Origin of the sequence: Aliiglaciecola sp. M165, from assembly GCF_007197995.1 — a bacterium.
Classification (GTDB): domain Bacteria; phylum Pseudomonadota; class Gammaproteobacteria; order Enterobacterales; family Alteromonadaceae; genus Aliiglaciecola.
Window position 1 is genome coordinate 44935 of the sequence record NZ_VKKH01000004.1, and the last position, 19468, is coordinate 64402.

General features: G+C 44.8%; 11 protein-coding genes and 1 pseudogene. 4 read left to right on the forward strand and 8 right to left on the reverse strand.

Features of this window, described 5'->3' with window-relative positions; translation table 11 throughout:
• Positions 1 to 88: 88 nt before the first annotated feature.
• Positions 89 to 559 carry a SixA phosphatase family protein gene (locus FM019_RS07670; RefSeq protein WP_143835343.1) on the reverse strand — a complete coding sequence of 157 codons (471 nt, stop codon included), beginning with the start codon at positions 557 to 559 and terminating at the stop codon, positions 89 to 91.
• Positions 560 to 693: 134 nt separating this feature from the next.
• Between FM019_RS07670 and FM019_RS07675 the strand changes: the two genes are divergently transcribed.
• Positions 694 to 1530 (forward strand): DUF2797 domain-containing protein, encoded by an 837-nt coding sequence (locus FM019_RS07675; protein WP_143835344.1) that lies wholly within the window; start codon positions 694 to 696, stop codon positions 1528 to 1530.
• Between the two features lie 32 nt (positions 1531 to 1562).
• The gene (locus FM019_RS07680) at positions 1563 to 2432 is read left to right on the forward strand and encodes a DUF1295 domain-containing protein (protein ID WP_143835345.1); all 870 of its coding nucleotides are present in this window, start codon (positions 1563 to 1565) and stop codon (positions 2430 to 2432) included.
• A 16-nt stretch (positions 2433 to 2448) separates the two neighbouring features.
• Here the strand turns inward: FM019_RS07680 and FM019_RS07685 are convergent, their stop codons facing one another.
• The 4 genes from FM019_RS07685 to FM019_RS07700 all read right to left on the reverse strand — a co-directional run bounded on the left by FM019_RS07685 (position 2449) and on the right by FM019_RS07700 (position 8672).
• On the reverse strand, positions 2449 to 5562 hold the full coding sequence (locus tag FM019_RS07685; RefSeq protein ID WP_143835346.1) for an efflux RND transporter permease subunit: 3114 nt from the start codon (positions 5560 to 5562) through the stop codon (positions 2449 to 2451).
• On the reverse strand, positions 5559 to 6608 hold the full coding sequence (locus FM019_RS07690; protein ID WP_143835347.1) for an efflux RND transporter periplasmic adaptor subunit: 1050 nt from the start codon (positions 6606 to 6608) through the stop codon (positions 5559 to 5561). The genes FM019_RS07685 and FM019_RS07690 overlap by 4 nt, the downstream gene beginning before the upstream one ends.
• Before the next feature lie 85 nt (positions 6609 to 6693).
• The gene (locus FM019_RS07695) at positions 6694 to 7506 is read right to left on the reverse strand and encodes a LytTR family DNA-binding domain-containing protein (RefSeq protein ID WP_143835348.1); all 813 of its coding nucleotides are present in this window, start codon (positions 7504 to 7506) and stop codon (positions 6694 to 6696) included.
• Positions 7503 to 8672, reverse strand: coding sequence for a sensor histidine kinase (locus FM019_RS07700; protein ID WP_260681564.1), 1170 nt, complete (start codon positions 8670 to 8672; stop codon positions 7503 to 7505). The genes FM019_RS07695 and FM019_RS07700 overlap by 4 nt, the downstream gene beginning before the upstream one ends.
• A gap of 218 nt (positions 8673 to 8890) precedes the next feature.
• On the opposite strand from FM019_RS07700, the gene FM019_RS07705 reads away from it, so the two are divergent.
• The gene (locus FM019_RS07705; protein WP_143835349.1) at positions 8891 to 10462 is read left to right on the forward strand and encodes a sugar porter family MFS transporter; all 1572 of its coding nucleotides are present in this window, start codon (positions 8891 to 8893) and stop codon (positions 10460 to 10462) included.
• Between the two features lie 139 nt (positions 10463 to 10601).
• Here FM019_RS07705 and FM019_RS07710 read toward each other — a convergent pair whose 3' ends face one another.
• Genes FM019_RS07710 through FM019_RS07720 form a run of 3 tightly spaced genes read right to left on the reverse strand, consistent with a single transcriptional unit; the run spans position 10602 to position 15916 of the window.
• Positions 10602 to 11567, reverse strand: a complete 966-nt coding sequence (locus tag FM019_RS07710; protein ID WP_143835350.1) for a glycosyl hydrolase family 17 protein — start codon at positions 11565 to 11567, stop codon at positions 10602 to 10604.
• A complete protein-coding gene (locus FM019_RS07715) occupies positions 11548 to 12447 on the reverse strand; it encodes a glycosyl hydrolase family 17 protein (RefSeq protein WP_143835351.1) in 900 nt (299 codons plus the stop codon). The genes FM019_RS07710 and FM019_RS07715 overlap by 20 nt, the downstream gene beginning before the upstream one ends.
• Before the next feature lie 25 nt (positions 12448 to 12472).
• Entirely contained in the window at positions 12473 to 15916 is a 3444-nt protein-coding gene (locus FM019_RS07720) for a hypothetical protein (RefSeq protein ID WP_143835352.1), read from the reverse strand.
• 514 nt (positions 15917 to 16430) lie between these two features.
• Here FM019_RS07720 and FM019_RS07725 point away from each other — a divergent pair.
• Positions 16431 to 19109: pseudogene (locus FM019_RS07725) on the forward strand (family 16 glycosylhydrolase); the annotation flags it as partial.
• Positions 19110 to 19468: the final 359 nt, after the last annotated feature.

Below are 19468 nucleotides of genomic sequence, written 5' to 3' on the forward strand. Positions count from 1 at the left end.
AGTATTTAAAGTGTACAACATTTGCACGGAATCAAAATTATTGACGTTTATACCTTTTGATTGGACTTTAACCTTTTACGAGAGCGGGTTAATCACTGACAATGATATTTTGGGTGATTACCTTGTCCTCCAGCATGATAAGAATAAACAATTCGCCATAATCCGCTTCACCGATCTTTTTCGATTCACCACCTAATAGCGATAACAACTCCGGTGTTGTATTGCTGTGCCCAACAATCAGGGCATTTTGTTGATCACTTTTGAGCCGCTGAGCAAAATCTTGCAAATTCGAAGGGTCGTATGACGTTACGTTTAAATCATTGGCTATTGCACTTGGTGTCGCAGTTTGCTGAGTGCGTCGATAATCCGTGCTGTAAACCACCGCCAATTGTTTATCTGTCAAGACATGAACCAAAGATTCCGCTCGTTTTAAACCTTGTAAGGTGAGTTCAGGGTCGGATTGATTAGTTTGTTTTTCAAAATGTCGCACTAAGTAAAGCTCGTAAGCAAAAGAGGGTAAACAAAAAGTGATCAGCAAAGTCAGCATGAATGTGCGCATAAAGGTTCCCGAATTGTCTGGCTTCCCAAAGGTTGCGGCACGATATTGTGTAATACCTGCTTAAACACTGGAAATACCGTTGCATTTTAGTTTCTAATAGACAGATTAATGATAACAACAAAAGTAAAACTTAGATGACAATTTATCAGGGTAATATACGTAAAATGCAGGGACACGCGCACATTGGTGATACAGTGGCCTATCAACTGCCAATCGGCAATGACCTGCTGGATGTGAATCCACTTATTGGCTCACCCATTAGTGTTCAATTCTCGCAAACGATAAACTGCGTTCATTGCCAGGCGAAGACCAAGAAGAGCTTTAATCAGGGATATTGCTATCGTTGTTTAATGAAATTAGCACAGTGCGATAGCTGCATAATAAAACCTGAAAATTGCCACTATGATCAAGGCACCTGCCGTGAACCTGAATGGGGTGAAGCCAACTGTCTACAAGACCATTTTGTCTATCTGGCCAACACGGGCGCAGTAAAAGTGGGTATTACGCGGCATGTGACTGACGGTATCTCCAGCCGCTGGGTAGATCAGGGTGCAACCCAGGCGATCCCGATTATGCGAGTAAAAAATCGTTTGTTAAGTGGCTTGGTTGAAACCGTTTTTAAACAACATATTGCTGACAAAACCAATTGGCGTACCATGCTTAAAGGCAAACCTGATCAACAAGACCTTATTGCATTGCGAGAACGCTTATTTGAACTGGTTGAAATGGAATTGGATCAAATTACTTCTGAACATGGATTACAAGCTATTAGCCTGGTCGACATGCCAGCCGTAGATATAGAATATCCGGTTACCCATTACCCAGACAAAATTAAATCGATTAATCTTGATAAAGAGCTAGAGTTTGAAGGGGTCTTGCAAGGTATAAAAGGACAATATTGGCTACTCGACAATAACCGTGTCATCAACATGCGCAAATATTCGGGTTATGATTTGAGCATAGAAGTATAACGATTTAACAAACAATCATAAAAGGTGAGAGCATGAATAGCGCACTTCGGGCACTTATAGTTGTTGCGATTGCTAGTTTATTTACCGCGGTTTTAACCTGGGCCCATGGCACACAACATCACACTAATTTACTTGAGTCGCCGATGTTATTGTGTGCGCTGATCGCTTTCTTAATTCAGTGGTTAGTGTTTATTCCTTCCTATCTTTATCAAACCGAGCGTTTTTACGACTTAACCGGTAGCATTACTTTTGTTTGTGTGACCTTTCTTGCACTGTATTCACAACGGGATCTTTCCATCACGTCTATCTTACTTGCTGCGATGGTCATCATATGGTCGGCTCGACTGGGTACATTTTTGTTTTCTAGGATCCTTAAAGATGGCAGCGACAATCGGTTTAACGAAATAAAACCTAACAAATATCGCTTTTTCTCTGCTTGGACATTACAAGGTCTTTGGGTGTTTCTCACTGCCAGTCCGGCTTTCATGGTGATCACCTCAACCCAACAAAGCCACTTGAATTATCTAACTATTATTGGTGTCTTGATCTGGCTATTTGGATTTGCCTTTGAAGTGATAGCAGATGATCAGAAACGTCGATTTAAACGTGACCCGCAAAACAATGGCGACTTTATTCGAGATGGCTTGTGGGCAAGGTCTCGGCACCCAAATTATTTTGGTGAAATCACCCTATGGGTAGGTGTTGCTATCGCAGCCTTACCTATGCTTTCAGGTTGGCAACATCTAGTGTTGATGTCACCAGTTTTTGTATATTTATTGCTTACTAAAGTAAGTGGCGTACCTATGTTAGAACAAAAAGCTGACAGCAAGTGGTCAGATAATCCCGACTATTTAGCATACAAACAAACTACGCCAGTGCTGATACCCAAGTTATTTGGATAAGAAACCTTTTACACGACTAATTGACGTGTTGCCCTGCACTTTCCAACTCTTCTTGTAAACGTTTGGCTTCATCTGCTCTTGGGCGCGTAAAACGCGCAAGTGCCATGTATAGAACGGGAGTAAGATACAAAGTAAATACGACCGCAATCCCCAAGCCACCAAAGACCACCCAACCAATCGCATTGCGGGCCTCAGCACCGGCTCCAGTCGATAGGATCAAAGGAAGCCCACCGAGGATTGTGGATACCAATGTCATCATGATCGGACGCAGGCGAACTTTACCAGCCTCTAGGATAGCGTCGTATACTGAGGCACCTCGATCACGCAACTGATCAGCAAATTCCACCAGCAAAATACTATTTTTGGCTAGCAGACCGATAAGCATCACTAAGCCAATTTGCGAATAAATGTTGATTGATGTACCGGTGAAATACAAGGCAAATAACGCTGCTGCAATACCGAAGGGCACGGTAATCATAACGACCAAGGCACTGTTTACACTTTCAAATTGTGCAGCAAGTACAAGCAACACAATAACAAAGGCCAAGACATAGGTCATCAGCACTTGCTGGGAGGTTTCCTGGAAAGTTTTTGCCTCGCCCAAAAACACCACGCCAATCCCATCCGGCAAGCTGCTTTGCGCTAAACCACGCAAGCTTTCAACCGCTTGTTGCATGGTAACGCCCTCATTTAGCTCAAAATCCAGCTCGATTGCCCGACGTTGAGCATGTCGCTCTAGCTCCGCAGCGACGCCCTCTTCGGTAATAAACGCTAAACTGGATAGAGGCACCAGACCGCCGTTATTTGACGCCACATAGAGGTTCGTAAGATCAGAAGGATTGCTGAGGTTAGCATTTGAAGCCTGTAAAATAATGGGGATGGATTGATCACCCACATTAAGATCAGCGATATCATCTCCATTGATCGCGGCTCGCAATGTACTGGATATGTCCGCAAATGACACACCGAGTTCTTCTGCACGCCTGCGGTCGATGTTGACCCTTAGCTGTGGTTGGGTTGGCTGATATGAAATGCGTATACTGCCAAACAATGTTAATTCTTGTTCGATTAGCGTTTTATAATCCAGTGCTGCTTGATAGATTTGCGAATAATCTTCACCAGTTAGTGCAAGCTCTAAACCGCCTCCACGGCCACGCAAATTCAAGCTATTCGAGCCAAATGCTCGGCCCGGTGCACCGGGTATTGCAGCAATTTGCGGGCGCAGTTTATCGATGATTTCTTGCTGGGACTCGCTGCGCTGGTCCCAAGGTTTAAGAGGAATTGTAATAAAAACGATATTGGGATCCCACTGCCCCACTACAGTATAAATGGATTTGATTTCACCTTTTTCGACATAAGGTAGCAAAATGTTTTCCATTTTGATCGCTTGCCTATCCATGAAATTGATACCTACACCATCAGGCCCACGAGCAAAAATCCGTATATTTCCGCGATCTTCAGGCGGCAGGAGTTCATTATCTAGAGATGTGTACAAGTAAGCTGCAATTCCTGCGGTAGTTAGACTCAGCAAAACGATAAGCCAGGAAAATTTTAAGCTCCACTTAAGGCTGGTTTGGTAGCCATCTAAAATGCGTTGACCTATCCCCCCTAAAAAGTGTTTGTTGTTCTTTTTGAGGGGCAACCGTGCTGTAAGTGCTGGCACAATCGACAGGGCAACAAACGATGAAATGATCACCGTGCTGGCCAATACTCCGCCAAATTCGCGGAACAACCTGCCTGCTGTTGAAGGTAAAAATGCGATGGGGATAAATACCGCTGCCAACACAGCCGTTGTCGCAACGACAGCAAAGAAAACTTCGCGACTACCAATGACCGCAGATGCCCTAGCCCCTAACCCCATGCCCCGTCTACGCTGGATATTTTCTGACACAACAATCGCATCATCAACGATCAATCCGGTAGCTAATACTAGCGCGAGCAAGGTCAATATATTAATTGAGAACCCCAGCGCCCACATAACGGCCAAGCCACCAATGAGTGACACAGGGATAGCAAACGCTGGAACGATAGTCGCTCTTCCTGAGCCAATAAACACCCACAATGTCAGAACAACAAGAGTGATGGTAAATGCCAGCGACGTTAACACCTCTTCAACGGAGCCTCGAATAAATTCCGCATCATCTGAGGTAACAGTAATCTCCAAATTGGGGAAACGGGTTTGTAACTGTTCGACCATAGCAAGCACTTCGTCGGAGATCTCGATCGTGTTGGAACTTGCTTGTCTGAGCACACCAATGCCGATAACGGGTGTGCCGTCTAATCTCACCATGCTTTGCGCATCAGCCGGACCAAAATATACGCTAGCCACATCGCCGATTCGGGTGTCCCCACGAACAATGATGTTTTCGACTTGTTGTGCATTAACTGAGGTAGCGTCCGCTCTGACTATCAATGTTTGATCGGTTGAACGCAAGCTCCCGGCAGGTACATCAAAAGGCGCAAGTCGTAATGCTGAAGCAACTTCAGTGACCGACAGACCAAAACTGGTCAATCGCAATGGATCGATCGTCACGCGCAAAACCCGCTCCCGCTCACCATTGAGCCGGACATCGGCAACCCCGGGAATGCTTAGAAACATTGGCGCAACATCTGTTTCAACCATATCGGTCATCGCTTCCATGCTCATCGATTGACTTGACACAGCGAGGCTGACCACAGCTTGTGCGTCGTTGTCTGCTTTGATAATCGACAAACGTTCGACGTCATCGGGAAGCTCTCGTTGAACGCGACTTATCGCTTCGCGGGTTTCATTGGCGGCATCCTCCAAATTGATACCGGGTCTGAATTCGACCACGGTTCTAGAAAAACCTTCTTCGCTTTGGGCGCGAATAGAGGTCACACCGCTGACGCGCGCAATCGCGCCTTCTAATCGACTAGTCACTTCGGTGTCTACCGTCTCAGGGGAACCGCCTGGAAAGTTGGCTGTGACAGTCAATCGGGGTCGGTCAACATCGGGCAGTTCACGTACTTCCAATCCGCTTAGGGCCGCCAATCCTGCGATCATAATGAGCAAATTCACAACGACAATAAGTACAGGGCGCCTCACCGACAATGAAGGCAAGTCGTTTTGTGTAAGAGCGGTATTTGAATCAGTAAAAGAGGGTTTCACGGTAATTGTGCCAATGCAGTCTGCGAGTTTACTTCTTGCCCAGGCCTCAACCGTTGTATCCCTTCAGTGATGAGCGTGTCGTTATCAGATAAGTCCCCTTCGACGAGCAAATACCCGCGCAAACGTTGTTTGATTTGTACTGGCACTTTTACGGCTTTGTTGTCTACGACCTTCCACACAAAAGCCCCTGATGCACCCCAAGATAGACCAGATTCAGGCACCATAGGGAATGCCTGCCCGGCAACAGTCAAATTGACTCTAAAACTCATTCCAGGGCGATATTCGTCGGCAGTGTTGTCTAAAATGGCGCGAATGCGTAACGTTCTATCGTCAGTGCTAATACGCGAATCTAACTGAGCAATTTTAGCGACTAGGCTTTTTCCACGATTTGTCCATGGTTGCAGAGTAACTTGGCTATCATTAGATAACATGGCCACAGAAGACTCAGGTGCTCTGAAATTGATATACAACTGGCTGCGATCATCTAAGGTTGTGATCAATGTTTGTTGCGTGATCCGATCTCCTACCTCAATTTCAGTTAGGCCAACCGTACCGCTAAAAGGCGCTATCACTTGTCTGTCTTGCAGGTCAGCTTGAGCATCAAGCACATCCACTTTGGCCAATTCTTTCGCCGTTTTTGCGTCATCTAGGGCACTTTGAGTCACCGCGCCTTTGTCTCTGCTTTGTTCCAGCCGCTCAAGGTTTCGTGTTGCATCCTTAAGCTGAATTTGCGCTCGTTGTAAGGCTACAACTTGTCGTCTGGCGTCCAGCTCGATTAGCACACTGCCCTTCTCGACCCATTGGCCCGGTACAAAATTCACCGCCACCACTTTGTCCGCGGCGGCCGGAAAAATCGCTAGCGAGTTAATTGCCTCTGCAGTGCCTACAGCTTCCACAACAGTTTGTTGAATATCGATTTTTACTGGTTCAACGATAACATTGGCAGGCCTGTTGCCACCGCGGGATTGTTGCGCTAAAGCAGAGCTGACACATAAAAATGATGTGAAGACGACTAATAACGAGCTCTGAGTTAAGTGATTTTTCATGGATCATCTATTCTTATTAGGTTGTAACTGATACTGTTATTCTTCGATATCTGATCACCTTCGTTAATCAAAGCTAAAACTAGTATTATGGCGTTTTGAGAAAATCCTTAATTGCATCTTTGTAATTTCGACTGACCTTGATGCGATCGTGTTCGCCTAGGACCAGAAAAAACTCTCCTTTTGTATGCGGGATCACTTTCTCGATAAAATTCAGATTAACGATAGTAGATCGATGAACCCGCTTAAATATATCTTCATCAAGTTCACTCAATAACTCTTTTAAAGTGCTTCTTTTTATATGTGTCACATCATCTACGTGCAGACAAACGTAATCCCCTGCTGCATCAATCCATTTTATTTCTGATTGTTTAAGCAGTGTTATTTCATCTCGCTCCCGGATAACGATCTTCTTTTCAACCGGAGCACTAGACTGCGCAGGTGAAGGTTCTGCAAGATCAGCTTCGTTACCTGAATTGTTGATGGTATTGATAGCACTCAATATTCGAGGTTTGTTTTCAGGAACCTTGTCAACAGCCACGCGCTTTATAGCCCGCTCAATTGCTCGTTCGATTCGTTGAAGATCGATAGGTTTGAGTATGTAGTCCACCGCATGAATGTCAAACGCATCCAGAGCATATTGCTCATAAGCTGTGGTAAAAACGACCAAGGGCAAGATATCGCTTTGCAAGTTTTTCACCACATCAAAACCATTAAGCCCTGGCATTTCAATATCTAAAAAGGCGATATCAGGATTCAAATCCATCACCAACCGAATGGCTTCACGTCCATTTTTACCTTCACCGATAATTTCGACCATGTCGAGTTGTTGCAGCTTAGACCTGAGCAGTTTTAGCGCTAAAGGTTCATCATCAACAATAATCGCGGTAAGTTTTGTCATGCAGTTGTCTCATCTTTAGTTTGGATGTGTTTACTCTGTTTAGAATGAAATTCCAATGGAATATCGATTGTCGTTTCTAATCCACCGGATGGCAACAAGCGGATGTTGACTGAATAATTGTCGTGGTACAGAGCTTTGAGCCGCTCGTCAGTATTTCGCAGGCCTACCCCCCTTCCCGTGGAGCTATGCAATTTGGTATTGGCTGTCTTAGCGCCCGACCCGCTATCGCTAAGTTGTAATGCTAATCTGTGATTTTTTGCTGTCGCGTACAAGGAAATAGTGCCGCCTGTTTCACTCTTTGCTATGGCATGTTTCATTGAGTTTTCGATAATTGGCTGCAACAACAAACTAGGCACCAGGGCTAAAGTAGCTTGAGGTTCGATGTTAAAATCAAGTTGAAGCCGGTCTTCAAAACGCGTTTTTTCAATTTCCAAATACAAATTAAGCGCCTTAACTTCCTGCTCAAGAGTGATTTTTGTATCGGGATTATTATCCAACGAGTGACGCAAAAATTTGCTGAGTTGCACTGTCATATTCTGAGCTTTTTGAGTTTCATTGTCTTCCACTAGGGAATTAATTGCGTTGAGTGTGTTGCATAAAAAATGTGGGTTAAGTTGGTAACGAAGCATTTTAAGCTGTGCATCTCGGGCGACACTCTGCGCCTTCATTCGCTTCAATTGTTCTTCACGGGCATCTGATTCTGCTTGCAACATGATGACATGCTCAGTTTGCAATAGTTCGTAGTATCGGAGTCCGTGAAACAACCCCGTCCAACAAAAATAAATGAAGATACTGGCGAAGTGCCAGCCACCTAACTGTTCCCATTCTTCGGTTTCCCCTGTCAGCGAGATAAAAATCTGAACCCGGGCTAATGTCCAGATAAATGAAACGATAAACACCACGACAGAACCGACGACTAATCGATATCGGATTGACCGATCCCAAATACGCATGAAGGTCCAATACAGCGGCACAGACAAAATGAACCCGACGATTGCTTGTAATACGATATGCCAGAGGTGTGATTGGCCATATGGGCCGTACCATAGGGTCAAAATAACAAAACTGTTAATACTAACAAAAGTCCAAAAACCGGATTGCCACAACCAATAATCTCTGGGGGTGTGAAAAGATGACACTCTGTTTTTAGAATATTGTGTTGTCACAGATACTTCCCAAGTTTTGAGCTGCAAAGAGTCTACACGCTGCTCTGGATGTCGACCAGTTACGTTGTCCTATCCATCCGACTGTAAGTCCGGTTTATCGCAATTGGCCCTAAAAATCATGAATAATGAATAGGATAACGCGCTAACTTGTTGCACAAATGTTAATAGTATCGGCATTAGCCATTAATTCAATTATTTGTAGAGTTCTTTTTCAGCCCATGCATACTCAAAATAGTCATAACGTTTTTTACGTCGCTTACATTTCACTCATCGTCGCGCTGGGTGGTTTTTTAATGGGCTTTGACGCCTCTGTCATTTCCGGTGTGAATAAATTCATCACACTTGAATTCAATTTGTCCGAACTTGAGTTGGGATGGGCTGTGTCATCTTTAACGCTAACAGCAACCTTGGCAATGATGATTTCTGGTCCATTAGCCGACAAGCTGGGCAGAAAACCCGTTTTAATGATTGCCGCACTTTTATTTCTAATTTCAGCCGTGTTGTCTGCCTTTGCACCCAATTTTATCACCTTGATTCTGGCCCGTATGATAGGTGGTTTGGGTGTGGGGGCAGCGCTTATCATTGCGCCCATGTACATCGCAGAAATTGCTCCTGCACATCTACGTGGCCGGCTTGTTTCGTTTAATCAACTCAACATAGTCATTGGGATCACCGTTGCGTTTTTTAGTAATTATTTGATCCTTCAGTGGTCACAAGAACAGCAGGCGTGGCAGCAGGCACTGCAATTTGCCGAGCACAACTGGCGTTGGATGTTAGGGGTTGAGGCCATTCCAGCAGTGCTTTATTTGGTTGCTTTACTATTTGTTCCCGAAAGTCCTCGCTGGTTGCTACTAAAAGGTGAACAACAAAAAGCGAAGAATGTACTGCTCAATACGGCCTCAGAAGAAGCAGTAGACGCCGCCATTGTCGAGATCAACCAAAGCATTCATCATGATAAAGCAAAGGCTAAAGGCGCTATTCGAGATCTGCTAAACCCGTCTTTGCGTTTCGTGCTACTTATCGGTATTTCTATCGCTGTACTTCAGCAAATTACTGGTATCAACGCCGTATTCTTCTATGCGCCGATGATATTTGAACAAAGTGGATTTGGTACAGACGCGTCTTTCATGCAAGCTATTTTAGTGGGTATTATCAATTTGGTATTTACCATACTAGCGATATCATTAATCGATAAAATTGGCAGAAAGGCGCTTTTAATCGTCGGTGTGGGAGGTATTGCACTATGTATGGCAACACTCGCCTATCAGTTTGGTGCTGCCACTTATCAGCTATCAATTGAAGATGCCCAGCAAATCCTTGTCAGTTCGCCGTCATTGCAGCAATTACCATTAATCGGGCAAGTCTTTTCTAACGATGTGTCATTCAAAGCAGCACTTGTTGCGCAACTTGGCGCTGACATTGCCAGCCAACATGAATCCTCATTGATCGCGGCAGCCATTAACCTTAATCAACAGGTGGTATTGGTTGGTTTGCTGGGATTTGTAGCGTGTTTTGCTGTGTCTTTAGGCCCAGTTATGTGGGTGCTATTTTCAGAGTTGTTTCCAAACAAAGTGCGAGGCATTGCAATCTCTTTTGTTGGCCTCATCAATTCAGCCATCAGCTTCCTTGTGCAGTTTATATTCCCCTGGGAACTTGCAACCCTTGGTGCATCAACGACCTTCGCACTTTATTCGTTGTTTGCAACCCTAGGGTTAATGATAGTGATCAGGTATCTACCAGAAACCAAAGGGCGCTCACTGGAAGAGTTAGAGGTCGAATTAGCTAGATAACCTCAACTAGAGATAAGCATAGCTGTCCAGCAGAGCCCTAAAGCCCAATGAATATGCAGTAACCCAGACTTAAAAAAGGGAGACTAAATTTAGTCTCCCTTTTTCATTCGGCAACATTAATTTTGATTGATAAAAAACGTCACACCGCTTTATTATACCTTTGAGGCTGGTCAAACAGAGCTTGCATGACAGGTTTTGGCTGTCGATTTTCGTAGAAAAGTCCCCAATGTTTTTCTGGTTCATTTTCATCATCAGACCCCTTCCAAGGTTCATCAAACGCCTCAAAAACAAAGGTCAGCACATCATTCAGCTCAGCCCAATGCATAAGATCTTGATAATACTTCATCTGAATTTGTTCATTGGCATTGTGCACTTCAATGCCGCGTCCGTTTGAACGGGTTGTCCAGCCTGCTTCTGTAACGACAATGGGAACCTTTGGGTGAACCGCTTTTACCAGTTGATAATTTTCTTGAGTATAAGCAATAGCTTCGTCAACAGACTTATACTCCCAGGCAGGATAGGTATGAATGGATATAAAATCGAGATGCTCAACCAGCGGCAGCAGTTTGTTAGTCCAAGGCACATAATTTTCACAAAAGGTAACCGGTTGTGTGCAGCCGGCTTTTACTTGTCGCGCATAATGAATAAGCCTATCAACGGGTACCATGTGATCGTTCCATTCGACACTCGCTTCGTTACCAATAGACACCGAAAAAACAATCTCCGGATAGGCATTAGCGAAATCTATCATGCGCATAATGTGCTGCTGATTGACATGTTGGTTGAGTTGTAATTCATGTTCAGGGTAATGCGCTCCCCAGGGGCAATTTGGGTTACTCACTTCAGCGGCAAGATCGACACCCAACATGATTTGCAAAGGTAGACTCTCATTTCTAATAACGCTTAGCACCATATGAGCATGGTGACTACAATCATACAACCGCAGAACAGACCAATGTTGAACTAGAATTAGTAGGTCTTCTTTAATCTGTTCATAGCTGGGAAATACGCCTGAGCGAGGGTCCTGTCCGTGACGATAGCCAGAATAACAAATGGCATTTTTATGTTTTAACTGTAATGAAAAATCAGTCATCATATTGCCCATACTTTGCTTTACCTTCTTCGTCCCACAGGCCCCAAAACGCGCCAACATCACCTTCATCTTCGACTTTCCAGGCTTCATCAAAGGACGAGAAATAGAATATATTGATGTCTTCCTCATCAGCCCACTTGTACGTACTCAGGAAATACTCAATCGCGTTGTTATACGAAGGCACTGAGCCTCGTTCAGGGCTTCCCACATTTGGCCAACCTGTTTCACTTATGACAACCGGCTTGCCTTTTGCTACAGACTGGGCACGACGATACATGTCTTTCATGTATATAAGTGCGTGCTCAATCGGGTACCCTTCCCAAAACGGATAACAATTAGCAAAAATCACATCACAAGCGTCGGCAATTTCTGGATAATCAACAAATTCGAAGTAAGCGTCTACGTAGCCTACGGGAACACCAGGCGCAGCGGTTTGTACCCGTTTAATGTAGTCAATCAACTGATCAGGAGTTAACTCACCGCGAAGCAAAACTTCGTTACCTACGCCCATCATATCGGCGTGACCGCTTTTAGCGACTTCGATGGCGTTAAGTATCTCAACTTCGTTCTTTTCCAAGTCGTCACTAAGCCAAACGCCGACTAAAGATTTGAGACCTTTTTTTGCGGCGACTTTAGGGATCAATTGGTTACCCTCAGTGCAAGAAAAGGTTCTGATCCAGTTGACGTAAGGGCTAATGATAGAAAGTCGCATATCGATAAGCTCTTCTGTGACCTCTGTGCCAGGCCCCTGTCCACGAATATACGGACTAAACGAAATACCATGAATTTTTTGTTTTAAGCGTTCACTTACTAATTGCTTTTTTTGATCGAGGCTCAGACTCTTATAGTTGATCCCCGCCAGATTTCTGCGTCTGTAATAACGGCTAGACATTATTCTTTCCTTTTTAGTCGGTGCACTACTGGCCAAAGAGTTGGTGCGAGTTCAAGTTAACAACAACCTTCAAGATTTGCCCTGTTCGATTAAACAAATGATTTGCCTGCTCTTGTGTCAAAGCTAGTTCGTCACTGCACTGGGCATTTTGTCCTTGGTCAAACACCGTGATACCCGCAGGCTCGCCGTCATTTAGCGAGTAAATAAACGGAACCTGGCACCAAGTGAAGCCCAAACAATTTTTTTCAATATTTAGAAGTTGCCACTCTCCAGAAACGTCCAAATAGTAAAATGGGCTATCTGTTTTACGGAATTCTCTTTGGCGCAATAACTTAGGCACAATACTGACCTTGCCTTTGTTTACCTGAAGGCCAAGTTCGCCAAAACGCGTCAGCACCTCTTCTTTCACCTGACCTGTCATTCCCGGTTGCTGTGCACCGGCGTGTTTCGGTGTATGTGAATAAGGGTCGGTTGGGAAGGCACCATATTCTTCAGGCGTTTTATTAAATCCAATCCCGTGACGCACCTTATAATATAACTCACCCAATCGATGGATCACGGCAAGATCTTGACCATCCTCAATGGCCCAAAAGAACTGCTCTTTAACCGCCAACAAGAGTTTTGAAACCATGTGCCAATAAACACTGCCCAATCCTTCAAAACCAAACATTCCGCCTGAACGTCCGGTGAATTCAGCGTGCTGAAATACCGACTCATAAAGCGCCATTATGGTAGGAATCGATTGCTCTAAAGATTGGCCGTATTTACCTTTAAGTTGTGCTAATACGTCAGCCAAATCTCCTGCATTTTTAATGTCTGCATTGAATCGATGATCGCCTCGTGCATCACAAGTGAGTAATCGCATGTCATTGTCTGACAGCATTTGTGCGACCACCGGAATGCTTGCAATTGATTCACTTGGGATAACGTTTTTCCGCAAGAATGGGGTTTGTTTGCGGTCTGGATAGAGCATGAAAGTATTTTGATCGTCCCGGTAGACGTCACTTTCAAACAAGGCTTCGAGCACATCCACTGCCTGTTGGCCTTTAATTGCACCGCTGCTAAGTGCCGCAACCTGACCTTCAAGCATAGGATATAAGTGTTTAACCTGCAGTTCGTCAGACTTAATTGCAAGCAAATTATAGGCATGATAGAGACCATCGTCGCCCTGGTTCTGCTTGATACTGTGCTCTATACAACTCATTGACGAGGCTAACAATTCCTTAATCAGCTCGCACTCAAGAGTTGTCTTATCAGCAAAGCCATTATTGGCGTAAACCTGCTGTCTATAATCACTGGCTAAACGCCCAATTTCTTGCAAAAACGCCAAGCTCTGCTGTGAAGTCACAGGACCGTCATCTAACGTTTTGCTCATTGTTTGCAGCGCACTGGCCGTTGTTTCTAGCCAATGTGCCACTTCACTGGATAACTCGACAGTCCCGGATTGAGTCGCAACCAAGTTCTGCACAAAAGCAATGTAGCGACGCATGTAATAAAGAGTGACCATGGATAAACCTTGGCCAACCAAGGCATTATTAGCATCGTTCCATTCTGGTCTTTGCGTATTTAACCAAATCCCACCATCAATCACCAGATTGCTTAATTTGGTTAGCAGGGGTACTAACAACTTTTCCAATAAATTGACCTGATAGACCTCATTATCTGGAGTAAGAATTAACTTGCCATCAGCACCCAAAGTTTCGACAACTTCGTCGATGTTTGCAGCAACCTTTTCATCATACAGCACAGTGCTTTTGGCATCTTTGGCCAACTCTTCAAAAGGCTTGATTCGATAAGGAACGTTGGCATAACAAAACACCGGCTTAAATAATAACTGAGTCAGCGTTTGTGGATGAAACTGCTCTGACAATTCCAACATCTTAAGCAAATAAATGATCTGATGATCTCCCCAATAGCCAATGTAACTCCAGGGGTCATCTGGCTCTTCCACTTCCCAATCAATGCCCTGCTTAGTGATACGATAAGGGTTGTAACCGTCCATCGTTGAGGCATTGACGAATTTTGCAATCACACTTTCGATGAACTCAGGATAGCTAAAGGTAAGCGCTTCCCAATTTTGGAATATATCGCGCCAGTTTCCTTGATAACTGAGGAGTGGGTTGCCCTGCTTGTCCTTTAACTCAATTGCAAACTGATTCCAAGGGCGGCTTGGGTCTCCATGACGGCGTCCAAATGTAATGGGCAAATATTCTAATGTAAGCCGCAATAATTGTGTGTCGTTTTGCTGCTCCACCCGTGTGTGAAGCTCTTGAACACTAATAACTTGTGGCAGGTTTTGTAAAAAGTCTTGATGATTTTGATAAATCTTTTTATTGAATGACTTGATGGTGGCGGAGAAATCTTCCGCAGAAATACGATACTGGTCATTAAAAATACCGCCCCGCAAAACGTTAAACAGGGTGTTTGCATAGTGGTGTACCGAGACATTTTCTTCTTCGGTACACTGCATACCGTCGCTAGATGCCATAATTCTAGCCAATTGATCATGACCATGTTTGATCGAATCATTCAACGCTGTTGCAAGTGACTCAAGCTCATTGAGTTGACTCAATAACGCCACAATTTGAGTTTGGTCTTGTTCAACATTGGCGATAATTTTCCAGGTTTTATAACCGTTTGCCGCAAGCTCAAATTTACTATGAACAAGATAAGCACCTCGCATACCTCGACAATGTGACTCGGTTATCACATTTTGGCCCAAGCGGAAATGCTTAAGTTGCTGTTCAGATAGCAGAAATTGCGTGTTTTCAAGCCCCAAACAGAACACCGTATTAGCTCTTAGCGACTCGCTGGGTTCCGCCCGATCCGTGATGCCAGAATAGAGCGAAAATATCCCCAGCCCTGTATCGGCGTCCAATTCTGAAAATTTGTATGCGTCGACGAGATTGCTCGATTGGGTTTGAGTAAACCTAGGTGTACCCGCAGGCAATAAGTTAGTGAGGCCATCGATTACTTCGATACTTGTCACATCGTTGCGCAAATTTGTAACCTTGGCATCTCTGCAAAATCCGAACTCTTCACTAAACGACCAACGATACGTGAAGCTAAGATTCAACGTCAGGTTGATTTCTTCGAATACCAGCACGTCACCCAAAACACTTTTATATAGATTGCGTTCTATCTTGTCAGTGTGGAAACGTTCTACGTTAAAAGGTTCCCATTGAAACTGACCTTCGGATGTTTTTACTTTTAACAGCGTTTTGCAGCCTGTATGAGGCGTACTCTCGTAGATTTTATCTACGGTTACATACGGAAACAGTGCTGTCTCAGGCGAGATTCTACCCGCTGTTAATCCGCCGTTGGACGCAGCAAACAACCAATGATCACTGTGCGATATCAAGCTGATAAAAAATGGCGGCATTTGATCGACATGCGCTATTTTATAAAAGCGATCTTCGCCCAAATTGACGAATTGACCCGAAACTTTTTGTGTACTAGTACTGTTCATAATTTTTTATTCTGAAAAGAGTTAGAAAAAGCGATTAGCTAGTTTGTATTTATTGTGCGAAAAATTTGCACAAACTATTGCCAGTTTTTCTTGTCCTGAACTAACTCTTTTTCATACCTATACCTTTTGTCGAAATGATTGGTCTCAACCGCAAACCTTATTCGATGAATGAAGGGGTGCAACGTAAACAAGCTCAAGCGGACTGTTATTGCGGCAAGGAGGCTGTATTGCTTACCAGATTTGTATCACAATGGGCGGATAAATTGTTTATCAGTCGCACTCAATTAGGCATTTATAAATGTAAATGTAAACACCTCTTTTATAGTACCAGTCCGCTCCATCTCTTTGCTGTCCCGTCTCACCGTATTTAATTCCAAGGCTATTAACCTTTATGTTACACATGTAAACAGGTAGTTAACATCTAGCACCACCACTGTGCGCTCACGGCTGTTTCTCGACACTGAGCAATAATGGTTGTGTTAGGCAAAGTCACCTTGATTGTTCGGAGAAAACCATGGGAATTAAGAGCGTTAATTATAAGACGCACAAACTTTCGGTTACAGCCAGTATTTTGGCAGCACTGACCCTTAGCGGGTGTGGTGGTGGTTCAAATACAAATACCGATATAAAAGCGGTTGACACGTCCGCGCCAGTCTCTGACTGGGTAATGGTGTGGAATGATGAATTCGATGGCGCCGGAATAGATGCCAACAAATGGACACATGAAGTAAATTGTGCTGGCGGCGGTAACCAAGAGAAGCAGTGCTACACCGATTCTGACGAAAACTCTTTTGTTGCCGACGGTATGTTAAACATAGTCGCTAAGCCAACTTCTGAGTCTGTGGATACGGGTTTGCCGCTTCCCTACACGTCAGCTCGCCTGGTTACGAAAAATAAAGGTGACTTTAGATACGGCCGCATTGAAATGCGCGCCAAAGTGCCCTTTGGCCAAGGCAGTTGGCCCGCGTTTTGGATGCTTCCTACAGATGAGGTCTATGGTGGCTGGCCAAAATCTGGCGAAATTGATATTTTTGAATCCGTTAACTTAGGAGTGGTTTCAGAAGAAGGCGTAGAAGAGCGCAATATCTACGGAACCCTTCATTATGGGCGCGACTTTCCTAACAATGAAAGCTCAGGCCAACCTTATCTTCTTCCCAATGGCGTGAATCCATCAGACGGATTCCATACCTATGCGATTGAATGGCAAGAAGGCGAAATTCGTTGGTATATGGATGGTTACCTTTATGCCACACAAATGGCCTCTGAGGTGCGTTTCAATAGCAAAGATGAAGCAGTTGGCTTGATCCATAGAGGTTGGTTTGCAGAATATTTCGACATCGCTACAGGCGAGCAACAAGTATTTTGGGATAGCTCACCCTTTGATCAGGATTTTCATTTAATCCTAAACTTTGCTGTTGGCGGGAGCTGGCCGGAAAACGTCAACAATTTGGGTATTGATGAGTCAGCCTTCGCTGGCGGACAAGCATTCCAAATTGACTACGTTCGTGTTTACGAATGTTCTATCGATCCTGACACAGGAGCGGGTTGTGAAACCGTTCGTGGTGGCTACAAAGACGAAAACACTTTGGTTGAAGGTAAAGCACCTACGCCAACGCCTCCAACGCCTGACGTAGCAGTGCCTATTACTATATTTGACGATGCTGAAAATCCTTTGTGGAAGCTTTGGGATTGCTGTGGTGGTACAACACCTGCTGTTGTAACTGATGATGCCGAACATGGCGCAGTCGCTGAGTTCCAGATACTGGATAACGCCGGCACAGTGTTAGGTTTCAATAGCCGCCCTGATGTTTCAGAAGGTGGCACACCGTTTAACGCTTCGGCGATGTTAACGACGGGTAATTTATCCTTTGAAATGAAGGTTGTGAATGCGCCGACTTCTGATACGACCTGGCTGTTAAAGGTCGAAGGGGACAACAACACCTCATTTGCCGAAGTTGCCTTGAACACAAGTGTCGAAGGCGCAGATCCGGTTACTGGTCAGTGGCAAACCTATACCTTCCCTTTACAAGCGTTGAGCGATGCAGGTTTAGATATCAGCGCAATTGATGTCATTATGATATTCCCAGCGTGGCAAACCGGTGAAGGCGCAATCTATCGCGTTGATAACGTAGAAATTGCCGAGCCAGGTGGCCAGGTGTTCCCTGAGTTAGTGCTGTTTGAAGACCAAGCCAATCCAGACTGGCCATTGTGGGATTGCTGTGGTGGTACAACGCCTACTGAAGAAATGGATGATGCCGATCATGGCGTGGTTGCTGAATTTTCAATCCTAAACAATGACGGCACTGTACTTGGGTTCAAACCAGCGGATGGTTCTGGCATTAACTTTGACGCGTCAGCACTACTTACTGATGGTGTCGTGCAGTTTGAAATGAAAGTTGTCAATGCACCAACTTCACCTGATGCAGTATGGAAGTTCAAAATTGAAGGTGACGGTGCCACATCGGCAGTAGAAGTCGACTTGTCAACCGGTAATGGTGGTGCAGATCCTGTGACCGGAGAGTGGGCAACTTACACCTTTGCGATTTCAGACCTTGCTGATGCGGGCTTAGATATCAGTGTGATTGATGTCTTAATGATTTTCCCTGCATGGCAAACCGGTGAAGGGGCTATCTACCGCGTGGACAACGCCAAAATCTTCAACCCGAATGCTACGAGTGGACCAACAGGTCCTCGTGAAGTGGTCTTTGCCGATGCAGAGAGCGGAAACTGGCCACTATGGGATTGTTGCGGCGGAACCACGCCAACAGTTGAAACCGATGATGCTGATCATGGTGCAGTTGCTGAGTTCCAGATCCTCAATAATGATGGGACTGTACTTGGATTTAATAGCAGACTTCCCGATGATGGCGCGCCATTTGACGCCTCAGCGTTGTTAACCACAGGAACCCTTAGCTTTGAAATGAAAGTCGTAAGTCCGCCGACTGCAGATACGACCTGGTTATTGAAAGTTGAAGCTGACAATAATACATCCTTCGCTGAAGTAGCACTAAATACCAGCACTGAAGGGGCTAACCCAGTGACGGGTGAGTGGCAAACTTATACCTTCCCTCTCTCAGCCTTGTCCGATGCAGGGCTAGATATCAGTGCTATTGACGTCATCATGATATTCCCTGCATGGCAGACCGGAGAAGGCGCAGTTTACCGCGTAGATAATCTGGTGATTGGAAATCCTGGTGATACGGGTCAAGCGCAAGATGGCAACTCACTTGTCACATTTTTCAAAGATGACGCCAATGCAGAGTGGCCGCTTTGGGATTGTTGCGGCGGTACTACGCCAACAGTGGCTGCTGACGATGCAGATCACGGCGCAACAGCAGAATTCCAAATCCTTGATAACGCAGGAACAGTGCTTGGCTTCTACAGCCGGGATGCGGGTTCACCTGTAGATGCTAGTGCATACCTAACGACTGGTACCCTGACTTTCGAAATGAAAATCGTGACGCCTCCTTCAGGAGGCGATACAAACTGGCTGCTTAAAGTTGAAGCAGACAATAACACGTCTTTTGCGGAAGTTAATTTGAACACCAGTAA

Coding starts and splice junctions, on each gene's coding strand:
- FM019_RS07695 (WP_143835348.1), bottom strand. CDS start 7,506: ATGACAAAACTTACCGCGATTATTGTTGATGATGAACCTTTAGCGCTA.
- FM019_RS07680 (WP_143835345.1), top strand. CDS start 1,563: ATGAATAGCGCACTTCGGGCACTTATAGTTGTTGCGATTGCTAGTTTA.
- FM019_RS07720 (WP_143835352.1), bottom strand. CDS start 15,916: ATGAACAGTACTAGTACACAAAAAGTTTCGGGTCAATTCGTCAATTTG.
- FM019_RS07690 (WP_143835347.1), bottom strand. CDS start 6,608: ATGAAAAATCACTTAACTCAGAGCTCGTTATTAGTCGTCTTCACATCA.
- FM019_RS07675 (WP_143835344.1), top strand. CDS start 694: ATGACAATTTATCAGGGTAATATACGTAAAATGCAGGGACACGCGCAC.
- FM019_RS07715 (WP_143835351.1), bottom strand. CDS start 12,447: ATGTCTAGCCGTTATTACAGACGCAGAAATCTGGCGGGGATCAACTAT.
- FM019_RS07670 (WP_143835343.1), bottom strand. CDS start 559: ATGCGCACATTCATGCTGACTTTGCTGATCACTTTTTGTTTACCCTCT.
- FM019_RS07710 (WP_143835350.1), bottom strand. CDS start 11,567: ATGGGCAATATGATGACTGATTTTTCATTACAGTTAAAACATAAAAAT.
- FM019_RS07705 (WP_143835349.1), top strand. CDS start 8,891: ATGCATACTCAAAATAGTCATAACGTTTTTTACGTCGCTTACATTTCA.